The sequence below is a fragment of the Paraburkholderia sp. RL18-085-BIA-A genome (assembly GCF_046027075.1).
GTDB lineage: Bacteria > Pseudomonadota > Gammaproteobacteria > Burkholderiales > Burkholderiaceae > Paraburkholderia.
The window spans coordinates 1-14955 of the sequence record NZ_JARESU010000078.1; the positions used below are offsets into that span (position 1 = coordinate 1).

Genomic DNA, 14955 nt, shown 5'->3' on the forward strand with positions numbered 1-14955 from the left:
TCGAATTTCGGCACGGGTAACGCGGCGTCTGGCACCAAGATGCGGCGCGCGCTCGACCTGATTGTCGAACGGGCGCCCGATCTCGAAGTCGACGGCGAAATGCATGGTGATTGCGCGTTGGATGAAGGGCTGCGCTCGCATATCCTGCCTACCTCCCGGCTGAACGGCGCCGCCAATTTGCTGGTGTGTCCGAACGTCGATGCGGGCAACATCGCCTATAACTTGCTCAAGACCGCGGCAGGCGGCAATGTAGCTGTTGGCCCATTCCTGTTGGGTGCCGATGCACCTGTGCACATCCTGACATCGAGTTCCACAGTCCGGCGGATCATCAATATGACCGCGCTGACCGTCATCGATGCAAATCGGGATAGCCGCTAGGGCCAACGGCAGGACATCGCAGATGGTAAGCGTTTGAGAAAGAGCGGACTGCCATCGCGTTCTGGGCGGAGGGCGGGTACGTTGCCGCGATCAGGTCGTTGAGCGGAAGAATGTCGCTCTCTCCGGACTTCACGAAAGCATGACCTTTGTGCCATCTCCCGCCCACATGCCTTTGGTACTCGCAGGTTAAACACCTTAGTGCGTCCCGGCTTGTCCTTCAAGAAGCAGATAACGTTAAGAATGGCATAGCAGTTCCACGGCAGGTCAGGATTCGGACATCAGAGCGTTCACTATGGAAGGAACGTGCGTGTGCGCCTGTCGCGAAAAGATCGTCGTCGAAGTCGTGCTCGCTGCTCTAGTCAAACCGTTTGCAACTGCAACTGTTCACGGCGACACACCATGTCTACGCATAACCTGCGTAGACCTTTGATTGGGGTGGGCAGCGGGAGATAGCCGTGACTGCTCTGAAGAGGTGGCGAATCGTATTCTGGAGTTTTTTTGGGTGTTCGCAAAAGCGCGTCACGTCAGGCGGATATGGTATCCGTGAAGCTTTTTATTTTTACCACTGGTAGCGATCGACCTCGCCGCGTGCTTAGCCGGTTTGCTAATCCTTCTTGCGAAGTTCGCGTCGACGGTGACTCATTAAGGTTCGCGCCCGAGCGTCTCTGATCTTTGTCCGGCAGAGCGGAGCCTGGGCATTAGCGTATCGTCCTACACCGCTAGGGTGTCGAGGCATTGCGATCTGGGACGAGCGTCGAAAATTGCCCTTTGCGTCCGGATTGAGTGACTTCAGATTTGGCCCCGCACGGAGGGGTGAACGAGTAACCTGGCCAACGTTTGGATCGCATCGTCGATGCCAGCGCTCCAAGGGTGGCCATAGTTAAGCCGGATGCAGTTCTGGAATTCGTGAGCAGCAGAGAAAATGGGGCCTGGCGCAAGACTGATGCCTCGCTCGATCGCAAGGCGGTGGAGTGCCATGGCATCAATTGCTTCCGGGAACTCCAGCCAGATGAAGTACCCTCCAGTCGGATGAGTTCTTCGTACTCCAGGTGGCAGCCATCGCCGGATCGAAGCGTCCATCTCCTGTAGTTGCGTGCGAAGAGCCCCGCGGACCTTCCTAAGGTGCCGGTCGTAGCCACCGTGCTGGAGATAATCGGCAATACCAGCCTGCACCGGAATGCTGGCCGACAGCGTCGTCATCAATTTCAGCCGCTGCACCTTGTCGGTAAAGCGGCCGGCAGAGGCCCAGCCTATCCGGTACCCTGGGGCGAGTGTCTTCGAAAATGACCCGCAGTGCATGACAAGTCCCTGCCGGTCAAACGCCAATGCCGGCAGGGGGTAGTCCGGCTGGAAGTGCAGTTCACCGTACACGTCGTCCTCGATCAACGGGATTTCATGTTTTGCGAGTAACTCGACGAGCGCCTTCTTCTTTTCGAGAGAAAGCGTGACGCCTGTGGGGTTCTGGAAATTTGTCATGAACCAGCACGCGCGTACGGGATGCGCCCTCAAAGCCGCGGACAGCGCGTCCAGATCGAGGCCAGTTGCCGGATCAACCGGAATTTCGACCGCGCGCAGATCAAGCCGCTCAATCGCCTGAAGGGCCGCATAAAAGCCGGGCGATTCGACGGCAACGACATCGCCAGGCCGGGTCACGGCCATCAGGCACAAATTCAGGGCTTCAAGGGCACCATTCGTCACAACAATTTCTTCCATGGGCTGCGATATGCCCATCCCCATGTAGCGCAGTGCGATTTGCCGACGCAGATGCTCGTTGCCTGGAGGCAGATCCACCACGGTGCTCCAGGGGCTGATAAGGCGCGCCGCATGCGCAAGGGACTTGGCGAGCCGGGGCAGGGGGAAGAGTTGCGGCGAGGGGAATGCCGAGCCGAGCGGTACGATGCCCGGATGCTTCGCTGCGTCCAATACCGAGAAGACGAGATCGCTGATGTCCACCCTGGCTGACTCTGCTGGTGCGGATGCTCGACGTGCCGTCTCGCTGCCGATTCCCGCACCGGGCGCCACGTAATAGCCGGAGCGTTCCTGTGCCCGAACCAGGCCCCATTCCTCAAGCAGGTAGTACGCCCGGGAGGCTGTTGACTGACTGACGCCGTGCTGGGCGATAACATGGCGTAATGAAGGCATGCGCGAGCCGACCGCGATGCTGCCGGAGCGTATCTCTGCGGCCATCGCGCGTGCCAGGGTTTCATATCGGTTCATCGGCTATGGCCATCCGGGGTTGTGAGAACTGCTGCGATAAAAGAGTTGTGATCTGCTGCTTGGGAAACATACGTCATTTTCATATGCTTCGTAGCAGATGAAAAGATACATCATCTTCCGATGTCGTGATGTGTTGTCCGCCCCCGACGGAAACTTTGTGTTTACTGGAAATCCCTGAAATTGACCGCAAACCTCTTTCACTACGCTAGCTCGACACAACGTGTTAAATCATCTGCTATCCGTGAATTATTTGCACTACTTGGCAATCCTGACGTGATATCCCTCGCAGGCGGCTTTCCGGGTGAGGCGGCGCTTGATCTGGACGGACTGAAAGAGGCGACAAAACGTGCGACTGCGCGCGCTCCGGCAACCGCATTCCAGTATGGAAACAGTGAAGGGTATCTGCCACTGAGGGAACTCATCGCACAACGTTCAGGAGAAAGAGGGATCAAGCTCGATGCTCCCGAAATCGTCATCACGACGGGGTCGCAGCAAGCCATCGACCTGATCGCGCGCGTGCTCGTCGATCCAGGTGACCGGGTCGCGGTAGAGGCTCCGACCTACCTGGGAGCACTTCAGGCATTCCGGTTTCAGGGTGCGGATGTGATACCGGTGCCGACTGATGCGGAGGGTATCAGCACGGAGGAACTCGAGGCGATTGCCGTGCGACATCGTCCAAAGCTGTTGTACCTGATTCCGAACTTCGCCAACCCGACCGGCTACGTGTTGTCTTTGCGCAGGCGCAAGGCGGTCCTTTCACTGGCAACGAAATATCACTTCTTCGTGGTTGAAGACGATGCCTATGGCGAGCTCTACTTCCGTGATCCGCCTCCGCCGTCGCTGTTTGCCCTCGCCAGTGAGGAGGAGCGGAAGTGGGTTATTCACGTGTCGAGTTTATCGAAGACCCTGGCGCCGGGTCTTCGGCTTGCCTGGATATCTGGGCCTCCCGCGTTGCTGGGCCACGTAGTGGTTGCAAAACAGCTGGGAGATACGCATTCCGCCACGCTATCCCAACTCGTTGCATTCCACTACCTGAACGCGGGTTCGCTTGAACCTGCCCTCAGCCGAATGAGGATTTTCTATCAGCGCCAAGCGCACGCAATGCAGCGTGCGATCAAGGCCGAGCTCGGCGACACACCTTTCACGGTCGACGTGCCGGAAGGCGGCATGTTCTACTGGGCTGATATCCCTGGGCTGGATACCAGCGTAATGCTCGAACATGCCGTAAAGCGAGGAGTCGCCTACGTACCAGGGGCTCCTTTCTATGTAGACGGCCCAGAGAAATCCCGCCTCAGATTGTCGTTTGCGAGTGCATCGGCTGAAAAGCTCGCGGAAGGAATCCGGCGGCTCGGCGAGTGCATCAGGGATGAATTGGAACGTGTAGCGCAATGTAACGGACGTCTGGAGTAACTGTCATGAGCCGTATCGATTTTTTGCAGGGTTCAATTGTAGCCCTTCTTACACCGATGTCTGTGAATGAGCAGATTGACTATGCGGTCTTTGAGCGCCTTGTGGATTTTCACGTGGACGCCGGAACGCAGGCAATTGTCGTGGCGTCGACAACAGGGGAGGGACCAACGCTGTCACTTGATGAGCACGTGCACTTATACAGACGTGGGGTTCAGCACGCAGCTGGCAGGATTCCGATCATTGCGGGGGTGGGATCACCGTCGACGCGCGTTGCATGCGAACTTGCCAGAGAAGCAGAACACGAGCAGGTCGATGCCATTCTCTCTGTTACGCCCTACTACAACCGGCCGAACGTCCTCGGCATGGAACGGCACTTCACAGCAGTTGCCGATGCGGTGGGTGTCCCGGTCATCCTGTATGACGTCCCTCACAGGACTGGTGTGCGCATTCCCGAGGAGTTGATCGTTGGACTCAGCCATCACCCGAATATTGTGGGTCTGAAGGACGCCACCGGAGATCTGCAGCGAGCGGTGCGTCTTATCGCTACGGTTGCGCCCGACTTCCGGATTGTCAGTGGGGATGACTCGTCGGCTTTCGGCCTGATGGCGGCAGGTGGCTCGGGCGTTATCTCGGTGGCAGCCAATGTCGCACCGTCGGCGGTTCGAGCCATGTGTGAGGCGATTCGGCGGGGTGATATGGACGACGCTGCAAGGCTCGAGGAGCTCCTCAATCCCCTTTATGACGTTCTTTCCGCCGATACGAATCCCGTTCCGGCGAAATGGGTCGCGCATCAGCTCGGTTTGATGGGTTCAACGCTGCGAGCGCCGCTTGTCGTTCCGCCTGTGCTCGCTCACTCACTGGAAACCAGCGTCGCATTCGAGACATCCAGGCATCTGCTCGGACGGTAGCCACCGTCCCGTGATTGCCACGCTGCTGTCACCGACCTTTCACAGATGAGAAAAAGAAAAACGAGTGAACTATCTTCCGATACTGTCGCCGATTATTCACGGCGCGCATGATGTTCCCGTGGGCTGGCGCAGGCGGCTGTTGGCCACGAATCACAAGGATATCGGGACGCTGTATTTGCTGTTCGCGATGACGATCCTGATGGTTGGTGACGTGATGGCACTGATGATCCGGCTGAGCTGGTTGAACCTGGCCTGCAGATCATGCGGCCGGAGTTCTTTAATCAGCTCGTCACGGAATACGGCCTGATCATGATCTTCGGGGCAATCGTGCCTGCGTTCGTGGCGCTAGTAGACTGGATGATTCCGCTGCAGATCGGCGCGCCCGATATGGTGTTTGCACGCACGAACAATCTGAGCTTCTGATTGTTCCCGGTGTTCACCGTGCTGCTGCTCGGCTCGTGATGGGTGCCGGGCGGCGCGCCGGCCGCCGGATGGAAGATGTACGCTCCACTGTCTACGCAGATGGGTCCCGGCATGGATCTGCCGATTTTTGCGATTCATATTGTGGGCGCTTAGGCCCGCGGCGGCGCCTGCATACTGGTCGCGATTAAAAGCCAGCACAGAACGAGCCCCGAGCACGTGTAGAACACCGCACTCGGCCCGTCGATCTTCAGCAGCCAGCCGCCGACCACACCACCGAGCGCGAGCCCGATCGACTGCGTCGTGTTGTACACGCCGGCCGCCGCGCCCTTGCGCGTGCCGGGCGCGAGCTTCGACACCAGCGATGGCTGCGACGCCTCCAGAATGTTGAAGCCGAGGAAGTAGACGAAGAGGATCGCTGCCATAATCAGAATGGTATGCGGTGCAGCGCCGAGCAAAAGCTGGCCGATCAGGATAAGACCGATCGCCGAAACCAGCACGGGCTTCATCTTGCCCCGCTTTTCGGCGACGATGATTGCCGGGACCATCATCGCGAATGCGAGTCCCATCACAGGCAGATAGATCTTCCAGTGCGACGCGACCGGCAGCCCGGCGTCCACGAGAAGGCGCGGGACGACGAGAAAGAGCGCCGTCTGCGTCGCGTGCAGGACCAGCACGCCGAAGTTCAGCCGCAGCAGCTCTACGTTGTGTAGCACCTCCACGAACGGCGCGCGCACGTGTACTGGCTTGGGCGCATCCGGAACGATCCACAGCACGATGCCCACCGCGAGGATCGAGAACACGCCGACGAGCGCGAAGAGACCGCTCATCCCGACCCAGTGAAATACGATCGGCGCACCGACGATCGCCACCGCGAACGACACGCCAATCGAGCTGCCGACCATCGCCATCGCCTTGGTGCGATGCTCTTCGGCGGTGAGGTCGGCGATGAACGCGATCACCGTGGACGACACCGCGCCCATCCCCTGAATCACCCGGCCGACGATAATCCACGTCATGTCATGCGCGAATGCCGCGACGAAACTGCCGAGCGCGAAGATCACCAGGCCCGTCGCGATGACGGGCTTGCGTCCCACCTTGTCCGAGATCCAGCCGTAAAGGATGTAGAGGAGCGACTGCGTGACGCCGTAGGCGCCGAGCGCGATGCCGACGAGCAGAACGTTGTCGCCGCCGGGGAACGTTTTCGCGTAGACCGAAAACACCGGCATGATCATGAAGAGGCCCAGCATGCGCAGCGCGAAGATGGCGGCAAGCGACACGGTCGCGCGCAGCTCGGGCGCACTCATGCGTGAATACGTGACGGACGGATTGGACATCGGGAGCGTGTCAAACGAACGGATAAAAAAACCAGCAGTCAAGCGGGGGTGAAGGAGTGTGCCTCCGATGCATCACGGAGGCGACTGCACGTCCTGTCGCGCAAGCTGGGGAAAATAGGACTGCCCGCAGAAATTCGCACGGTCATGCCGAAGCGCGATTGGTAAAATATCATGCCGTGATATACAGGTCAAATCTATCCGTTGCGAATAGAACTGCTGCCCATATTTACCCACCGGCTGCTTCTGTTCAATTCAGGAATCTCGGCCGACAATCCGCCAATCGTTCCGCATTGCTCCGGTGAGTGTCCGCTCCCGTAACTGATGTTCGCCCAGATTTTTCGCGTGCAACTCTCTCCTGAGTTCGAACGATTGGGTAGGACATCCGATGCCAGCGACGTCATGTAAGTCCGTGCGCCAGGCGCATAGCGGGCCTGGAAGGCAGCTGCCTGAGCGTGCCGTGAGCACAGAGCAGAGCCTCACCCGCCGGCGATTCAGCGACCACCCTCGAGGTGGATTTTTGTAGTTCTGGAGTTTCCCTATCATGACCACTGTGACTACGTCCCCCGCGCTTTCCGATGCTGTCACTGCAGCACAACCTCGTCTCACCGAACTGGCCCACGGCGGTGGCTGCGGTTGCAAAATTGCCCCCGGCGTACTTGCGCAGTTGCTGAAGCGCTCCGCTCCGGCGGCCCGTTTCGCGGACCTGTTGGTCGGCAACGAAACATCGGACGACGCGGCCGTCTATCGTCTCAACGACGAACAAGCCATTGTCGCAACCACCGACTTTTTCATGCCCATCGTCGACGACCCGTTTGATTTTGGACGCATTGCCGCAACTAATGCCCTGTCTGACATCTACGCGATGGGTGGCAAACCGCTCCTGGCACTCGCGGTCGTCGGTATGCCGCTCAAGACTCTGGCACCCGAAACGATTGCGAGCATCCTGAAAGGTGGGGAGTCGGTGTGCGCCGCCGCTGGAATACCAGTCGCTGGGGGACACTCGATCGATTCGGTCGAGCCGATCTACGGACTGGCTGTGTTCGGCCTTGTGCATCCGCAGCGCATTGTCCGCAATGACGGTGCACGCCCTGGCGACGTGCTGGTCCTCGGCAAACCGCTGGGCGTCGGCATCCTGTCCGCTGCATTGAAGAAGAACCTCCTTGGCGCCGCTGGATACCAGGCGATGGTTACGGCCACGACCCAGCTCAACCGAACCGGTTCCCAGCTCGCTGGACGGCCGGGTGTCCACGCGATGACAGACGTAACGGGCTTCGGCCTGCTTGGTCACACTCTGGAACTGAGCCGCGGCGCAGGGATAAGCGCGCGGATCCGGTATGCCGACCTTCCTTGGCTCGACGGCGTGCAGGCACTCGCGGGCGAGGGCGTGGTGACAGGCGCCTCGGGACGCAACTGGCACTCGTACGGTGTGGATGTCGCCCTGGCTGGTGGCCTGCCGCCACAGGCCCAGGCGCTGTTGACGGACCCGCAGACTTCCGGTGGTCTTCTGATTGCGTGCTCGCCGGATGACGCCGATACCGTACTCGCCCTGTTGCGCGCAGATGGTTTCGACAGCGCGGCGGTGATCGGCGAAATGGTCGATGGTCCAGCGAAAGTCGTGGTCGTCTAAGGTACGAACCGTTGGGACGTTGCGTTTTCAGGCATCAGTTCGGGATTGCCCGAAGCATTCTGGAAGCAAGCCGTCTCCCTTAAACAAACCTTGGAGCACGACCGTGGCAAATTGGCAGGACTTCAAGCGCGACTATCTGATCCGGTTCTGGTCTCCAACGCCAGCCCTCATCGCCGCAGGCGTGCTGTCGGCCTACTATTTTGGGATCACAGGGACGTACTGGGCCGTCACTGGCGAATTCACACGCTGGGGCGGCGCGGTGCTGCAGTTGTTCGGCTATCACCCGGAAACCTGGGGCTACTTCAAGCTGATACACCTCGATGGCTCGCCGTTGGATCGGGTCGACGGGATGATGGTCATCGGAATGTTCGCGGGCTGTCTAAGCGCCGCGCTATCGGCGAACAACGTCAAACTGCGCCTACCCCAGCACCCCATTCGCGTCGTCCAGGCACTTGGCGGCGGAATCGTCACGGGCTTCGGTGCACGCCTTGCCATGGGGTGCAACCTGGCGTCTTTTTTTACCGGCATTCCGCAGTTCTCGCTGCACGCATGGATTTTTGCGGTTACAACCGCCGCCGGTACATGGTTCGGTGTGCGCTTCACCATGTTGCCGATATTCCGGACACCGCTAAAACTGCAGAAAGTGTCGATCCCACAACCGCTTGACACACAACACGCGCGCGCCGCGCGCCGCTTCCGGCTTGGCATGCTGGTCTTCGCGGCATTCGTGCTGTGGGCTGTCGTCAGAACCTTTGCTGTACCGCGACTCGGCCTTGCCGCACTGTTCGGCGTTGCGTTCGGGCTAATCGTGGAACGCGCGCAGATCTGCTTTACGTCGGCTTTTCGTGACTTATGGCTCACCGGCCGCACACAGATGGCGAAGGCCATCCTGATCGGCATCGCCGTGAGCGTGATAGGCGTCTACACGTACACGCAGCGGGGCGTGCCGCCGATTACGATGTGGGCGGGCCCGAATGTCGCGATCGGTGGGCTGCTGTTCGGGTTCGGCATCGTGATCGCAGGGGGCTGTGAGACGGGCTGGATGTGCCGCGCCGTAGAGGGCCAGGTACATTACTGGCTGGTCGGAACAGGCAGCATCATTGGCGGCACCCTTCTCGCGGCATGCTGGGACAGCCTCGCGCCTGAACTCGCAACCCCGTACCCCAGGATCAACCTGCTCACCGCGCTTGGTCCGCAGGGCGGCCTGTTCGCCACCTACCTGATGCTCGCACTGGCGATGGCAGCCATCGTGTGGTGGGAGAAAATATTCTTCGCGCGGCGGAAAACAAAAGTCGCAACCGATGATGCGAAATCACTTGGGCTTTCAAAGGAATCGGCATGAGCCAGCTCACCTCATATACGCCAACTTATCGCCTCGATATAACAGGCGAGCCTTGCCCCTACCCGGCAGTTGCGACACTTGAGGCAATGCCGCAACTGCAGCCTGGCGAAATTCTGGAAGTCGTTACCGACTGCCCACAATCTATCAACAACATTCCGGCCGATGCCCGTAATCACGGCTATGAGGTACTGCAGATCCAGCAGGACGGTCCGACAATTCGCTATTTGATCCGGCGTTAAGCATCTTGGCCGGCACCATATGAAGTTCAAGTTGCTAACCAGCCGCCGACTATTGTGGCCAACCTGTCCACTGGATACCGACATGGGATCTGTGCTGCCGACACTGCCGGCAGATCGCGCTCGTATCAGTATCCGATCCAGCAGGTCGCTCAGGTTCAAACGTTTCGTACTGCGACGCCTTCATAACTCAGAAGCTTTTACGCAATTCCCGTTCGTTGCGTGAGACGAACGATTTGGGTCGTCTGAAACTATCTCCAACGACAAGATAGTCAAAAAGCACGGTCACGGTCACCGATCTGGCGGAGCACTGTCGAAGCGACGCACATCCGGAATGCACAATTCTGCACAAGATGGCCAAAAAAAATGAGTCGCAGCGCTTTACCTTCCCCCGGTTGGAAGGTCCAAACTGGGTTTCCCTACATCAAAACGGAATCTTCAAAATGGAACTGGAAGTCAAAGACATGACCTGCGGGCATTGTGCGGGCGTCATCACGAAAGCGGTCAAGGACATCGACGCACAGGCGAAAGTGGATATCGACGTTGCAACCAGGATGGTGCGCATCGAATCCGCCCACGCTGCAGGCGATCTCCTGTCTGCCATCGAGGATGCGGGATACACCCCGACTGTTCGCGCGTGACGCCTTTGCCGGCATGATGCCGGTCCCGCAGTCCTCTACGGCCGCACCACCGGTGCGGCCTTCCACACGACCATGGCTACCGAACTTCTGAATGTCAATCGCGCTATGTCTGGCGCTGCCACTTCCTTCGAGCTGCCCATTGAGGGCATGACGTGCGCGTCGTGCGTTGCACGGGTGGAAAAAGCGATTGCGCGCGTGCCCGGCGTGACGCGAAGCTCTGTGAATCTTGCGACCGAGAAAGCGTCTATCGAAGCTGAATCTCTTCAGGCGCAAGCTGCCGTCGCAGACGCAGTTCGTGCGGCCGGCTATGGGGTGCCAGAACAGGAGGTCGTCCTGAGCATCAATGGCATGACCTGCGTATCGTGTGTCGCGCGCGTTGAGAAGTCACTCAACAAGGTCGTCGGCGTGTCATCGGCCAGCGTGAACCTGGCGACGGAACAGGCAACGATAAGGGCACTTGCCAGTGTCTCCCCGGATGCTCTCGTGGGTGCCGTACAGAAGGCAGGATACGACGCGAGCATTCCGGCAACTAACATCGACCCGTCGCCGAAGCGAGACCTGGCAGCGCTCAAGGTAGGCGGTGCAGCCGTTTTCAGCGCGCCGCTTGTCGTGCCGATGGCGGCGCAGTGGGTCGGCCACCACGTCATGCTGCCGCTCTGGCTTTCGTTGGCTCTCGCGACAGTCGTGCAGTTCGGGTTCGGCCTGCGTTTCTACAAATCAGCCTGCAAGGCGGTGCTCGCGAAGGCCGGCAACATGGACCTGCTGGTTGCGCTCGGTACGTCGGCAGCGTACGGGCTGAGCGTCTATGAGGTCATCGCTCATCCGGGTGCGATGGGCCATCTGTATTTCGAAGCATCGGCTGTTGTCATCACACTGGTCCTGTTCGGGAAATGGCTCGAAGCCAAGGCGAAGCGCCAGACTACGGAGGCTATCCGCGCATTGAACGCACTCCGGCCTGACAGGGCGCGTGTCCGCATGGACGGGACTGAGCACGAGCTACCTCTCACCGCCGTACGCATCGGCACCCAGGTGGTCGTCCGCCCGGGTGAGCGCGTGCCGGTAGACGGCAAGATTCTGGAAGGCTCCAGTTCAGTGGACGAATCACTGATCACGGGCGAAAGCCTGCCCGTCGCGAAGCAGCCCGGCGATAAGGTCACCGGCGGGGCCATCAACGTCGACGGATTGCTTGTCATCGAGACGACGGCCGTCGGCGCGGAAACAACGCTCTCCAGAATCATCCGGCTGGTCGAATCCGCTCAGGCGGAGAAGGCGCCCATTCAGCGATTGGTCGACAAGGTCAGTGCTGTATTTGTGCCGACGATTCTGGCCATTGCGTGCGTGACTTTCGTTGGCTGGATGCTCTACTCAGGCAACGTGGAAACCGCCATTCTCAACGCGGTCGCCGTGCTTGTTATCGCCTGCCCGTGCGCATTGGGACTGGCAACACCGACCGCCATCATGGCTGGCACTGGGGTCGCGGCGCGGCACGGCATTCTCATCAAGGATGCCGAAGCCCTGGAAATGGCTCATAGAATCAATACCGTCACGTTCGACAAGACAGGCACGCTGACAGTTGGCAGGCCGGCACTCGTCGAGTTCCATACCCTTGGCCTCGCGCGCGGTGAAGGGCTCGCTATCGCGGCGGCTATCCAGCAGGGCAGCGAGCATCCGCTGGCGCATGCAGTGACGCAAGCAGCGCAGGCGGACGGGATAGTCGTTCCAAGGGCGAGTGACGTGCGTGCCATAGCCGGGCGGGGAGTGCAGGCGGTCGTCGATGCCCGGCCCTACGCCATTGCGAATGCCCGATTCCTGCAGGAATCGGGCATCAGGGTACCGGCGGCGATTCTTCTTAAGGGCAACGCTGCACAAGCTGGTGGACGGACCGTTTCGTGGCTTGTCGAATTGGGCAATACCAGCAAGGTGGTGGCGCTGCTCGCCTTTGGCGACACTGTCAAGGACACCGCGGTGGCGGCCGTTGACCAGTTGCATGCGATGAGAATACGGACGGTCCTGCTGACCGGCGATAACAAGGGCGCGGCACGCGCTGTAGCTGAACGGCTTGGTATTGGGGCAGTGAACGCCGAGGTACTGCCCGAGGACAAGGCGCGCGTCGTATCTGAACTTCGCGCGTCGGGTAGAACAGTTGCGATGGTCGGCGATGGCATCAACGATGCGCCCGCACTTGCTGCGGCGGACGTCGGCATCGCGATGGCGACCGGGACCGACGTGGCGATGCACGCGGCCGGCATTACGCTGATGCGCGGAGACCCCGCCCTCATCGCGGACGCCATCGACATCTCACGCCGCACCTACCGGAAGATTCAGCAGAACCTCTTCTGGGCATTCGTCTATAACGTGATTGGCGTGCCGCTGGCGGCGCTGGGCTTGCTCAATCCAGTAGTGGCAGGCGCGGCGATGGCGTTCAGTAGTGTCAGCGTTGTGAGTAACGCGCTGACGTTGCGGTTGTGGTCGCCTGATAAGAACCGTCGATAACCACCGCTACCCAACCGGGGAGGTGGAGCGTCTGGACTCGTTTCACCACGCCTCGTAGCAAAGCTTCCGGGAAACTCGGGAATAAAGGAAAAGACTCAATGTTGTTGCCTCGCCGAAAATTTTTAATGACCTCTGTTGTGACTACAACCGCGGCGCTTGCGGGATCTACGGCATGGGGCGCCAGCAATTTTTCGACAATAGAAAGTGGAAAAGGCGGTGGCACCCGGCGTCGTCTGCTCGTCGAGACGCGTTCAACCGACGTCAACGGCCGTGCCGCCACGATGTTCGGGCTGCGTCAACCTGACGGCACTCGCGGTCTTTTCCTGGATCCGGGTGAGCGTTTCCAGGTGGAACTGATCAATGGCCTGAAAGAACCGACCATCGTTCACTGGCACGGACAGGTGCCACCACCCGATCAGGATGGAGTCAGTCAGTTCGGCGTGCCGGAACTTCAGCCGGGCGAACGTCGGGCATACGATTTTGCGGCCCGTCCGGGCACCTACTGGATGCATTCGCACCATGGCTTTCAGGAGCAGCGGCTCCTTGCCGCTCCGTTGGTCGTGCGTACAGCTGACGACGTCCGGGCGGACGTCCAGGAGGTGCCCGTCTTTCTCGAGGACTTCCTTTTTCGCGACCCGCCGGAGGTCATGGTGGAACTGCAACGCTCCGGGACAAACAGCATGAAAGCCATGGCAGCATCGAGCCCTCGCGCAACATCTCCGGGCATGATCAAGATGGCGGACATGCGCGGCACGGCCGCCATGTCAGATTCCATGCCGATGAGCATGGACCTGAATGACGTCGAATTCGATGCCTATCTGGCCAACGACAGAACGCTTCGCGATCCGGAAATTGTCCGCGTCGAGCGAGGTGGAAGAGTTCGCCTTCGCATCATCAACGGCGCGTCATCGACGAACTTCCACATCGACCTGGGCCAGTTGGAGGGTACGGTCGTTGCTGTCGATGGCAACGCCACGCAGCCTCTTCGCGCAAGCCGCGTTCAGCTGGCAATGGCCCAGCGAATGGACATTCTGGTGCAACTGCCCAATGAGGCTGGCGTATGGCCGATTTTCGCGGTACGGGAAGGCGATCGGCAGCGCACGGGGATCATGCTTGCTGTTCACGGCGCAAACGTCGGAAAGGTCGCCTCCACAGCCTCGGAAAAATTCGGCGCGATCGGCTTTGATCAGGAGGCGCGCTTGTCTGCAGCGAGACCTTTGAGGCCCCGTCCCGTCAATGCGCAATTCATGCTGAAGCTAACCGGGTCAATGCATCCCTATGTGTGGGGATTCAACGGCAAGGGCTGGGACGATCGCGACGTTGTCAAGATCCGGTCCGGCCAGCGAGTGGCTATGACCTTTCACAACATGACGATGATGTCTCACCCCATCCATTTGCATGGCCACCACTTTCAGGTAGTAGCGCTTAATGAGAAGGCCTTTCCTGGCGCGATGCGCGACACCGTGGTAGTCCCTCCGATGGCGAAGGTGACGGTGGAGTTCGATGCGGACAACGCGGGACGGTGGCTAATGCATTGCCACAATCTCTATCACATGCAGGCGGGCATGATCACGGAAGTCGCGTACGTTTGACGCCCAGTTCCATGGACTTACTCGCCGAAGGTGCCTTGCGCCGGAGCGGATCGCCGGGATGGTCGGTGTCAAGTTGCCGGTAGCGAGCCGAAATAACAGTTCGTTACGCTGCGCGGCGAACCGGATCTGGTGTGGCGGGCCGTCGATGAGCATGTTGCCGAACTTTGGGACTTTTAGCGGAAGCGGTGCGACAAGGGAGATAGAGCCATCTTGTCATCTTCATCGTGACCACAAACGCGACCGCCTTGGGGACGTGACAGCACAGCCCCCGGGAAGCGCGACTGTTAACATATCATTCTGTGACGTATTGGTCAGATTTCACCGTTGCTGTTTATGCAAAACTTAAATCGTGGA

Annotated in this window: 11 protein-coding genes and 1 pseudogene; 10 read left to right on the forward strand and 2 right to left on the reverse strand. The window is 59.6% G+C overall.

Annotation, left to right across the window (positions count from 1 at the left end; all coding sequences use genetic code 11):
• On the forward strand, positions 1-378 hold a 378-nt coding region (locus P0D89_RS34675), incomplete at its 5' end, for a phosphate acyltransferase (RefSeq protein ID WP_408365401.1).
• 789 nt (positions 379-1167) lie between these two features.
• Here P0D89_RS34675 and P0D89_RS34680 read toward each other — a convergent pair.
• Positions 1168-2595 carry an aminotransferase-like domain-containing protein gene (locus tag P0D89_RS34680; RefSeq protein ID WP_408365403.1) on the reverse strand — a complete coding sequence of 476 codons (1428 nt, stop codon included), beginning with the start codon at positions 2593-2595 and terminating at the stop codon, positions 1168-1170.
• A 180-nt stretch (positions 2596-2775) separates the two neighbouring features.
• Between P0D89_RS34680 and P0D89_RS34685 the strand changes: the two genes are divergently transcribed.
• From P0D89_RS34685 to P0D89_RS34695, 3 genes and pseudogenes are all read left to right on the forward strand, one after another.
• Positions 2776-4005, forward strand: a complete 1230-nt coding sequence (locus tag P0D89_RS34685) for an aminotransferase-like domain-containing protein (protein WP_408365405.1) — start codon at positions 2776-2778, stop codon at positions 4003-4005.
• A 5-nt stretch (positions 4006-4010) separates the two neighbouring features.
• Entirely contained in the window at positions 4011-4913 is a 903-nt protein-coding gene (dapA, locus tag P0D89_RS34690; protein ID WP_408365407.1) for a 4-hydroxy-tetrahydrodipicolinate synthase, read from the forward strand.
• Between the two features lie 64 nt (positions 4914-4977).
• Positions 4978-5486: pseudogene (locus tag P0D89_RS34695) on the forward strand (cbb3-type cytochrome c oxidase subunit I); the annotation flags it as partial.
• Here the strand turns inward: P0D89_RS34695 and P0D89_RS34700 are convergent.
• Positions 5486-6640 (reverse strand): MFS transporter, encoded by a 1155-nt coding sequence (locus P0D89_RS34700; RefSeq protein WP_408365451.1) that lies wholly within the window; start codon positions 6638-6640, stop codon positions 5486-5488. The pseudogene P0D89_RS34695 and the gene P0D89_RS34700 sit on opposite strands and share 1 nt — an antisense overlap.
• Positions 6641-7211: 571 nt before the next feature.
• Between P0D89_RS34700 and selD the strand changes: the two genes are divergently transcribed.
• The 6 genes from selD to P0D89_RS34730 all read left to right on the forward strand — a co-directional run bounded on the left by selD (position 7212) and on the right by P0D89_RS34730 (position 14601).
• The gene (gene selD / locus P0D89_RS34705; RefSeq protein WP_408365409.1) at positions 7212-8297 is read left to right on the forward strand and encodes a selenide, water dikinase SelD; all 1086 of its coding nucleotides are present in this window, start codon (positions 7212-7214) and stop codon (positions 8295-8297) included.
• 19 nt (positions 8298-8316) lie between these two features.
• Positions 8317-9639 (forward strand): selenium metabolism membrane protein YedE/FdhT, encoded by a 1323-nt coding sequence (gene yedE / locus P0D89_RS34710; protein ID WP_408365411.1) that lies wholly within the window; start codon positions 8317-8319, stop codon positions 9637-9639.
• Complete coding sequence (gene yedF / locus P0D89_RS34715) at positions 9636-9878, forward strand: sulfurtransferase-like selenium metabolism protein YedF (RefSeq protein WP_408365413.1); 243 nt, start codon at positions 9636-9638, stop codon at positions 9876-9878. The genes yedE and yedF overlap by 4 nt, the downstream gene beginning before the upstream one ends.
• A gap of 440 nt (positions 9879-10318) precedes the next feature.
• Entirely contained in the window at positions 10319-10516 is a 198-nt protein-coding gene (locus P0D89_RS34720; RefSeq protein WP_408365415.1) for a heavy-metal-associated domain-containing protein, read from the forward strand.
• Between the two features lie 72 nt (positions 10517-10588).
• Positions 10589-13009 (forward strand): heavy metal translocating P-type ATPase, encoded by a 2421-nt coding sequence (locus tag P0D89_RS34725; protein WP_408365417.1) that lies wholly within the window; start codon positions 10589-10591, stop codon positions 13007-13009.
• Positions 13010-13107: 98 nt separating this feature from the next.
• Positions 13108-14601: a multicopper oxidase family protein gene (locus tag P0D89_RS34730; protein WP_408365419.1), complete on the forward strand. Its 1494-nt coding sequence runs from the start codon at positions 13108-13110 to the stop codon at positions 14599-14601.
• The last annotated feature ends 354 nt before the right edge of the window (positions 14602-14955 follow it).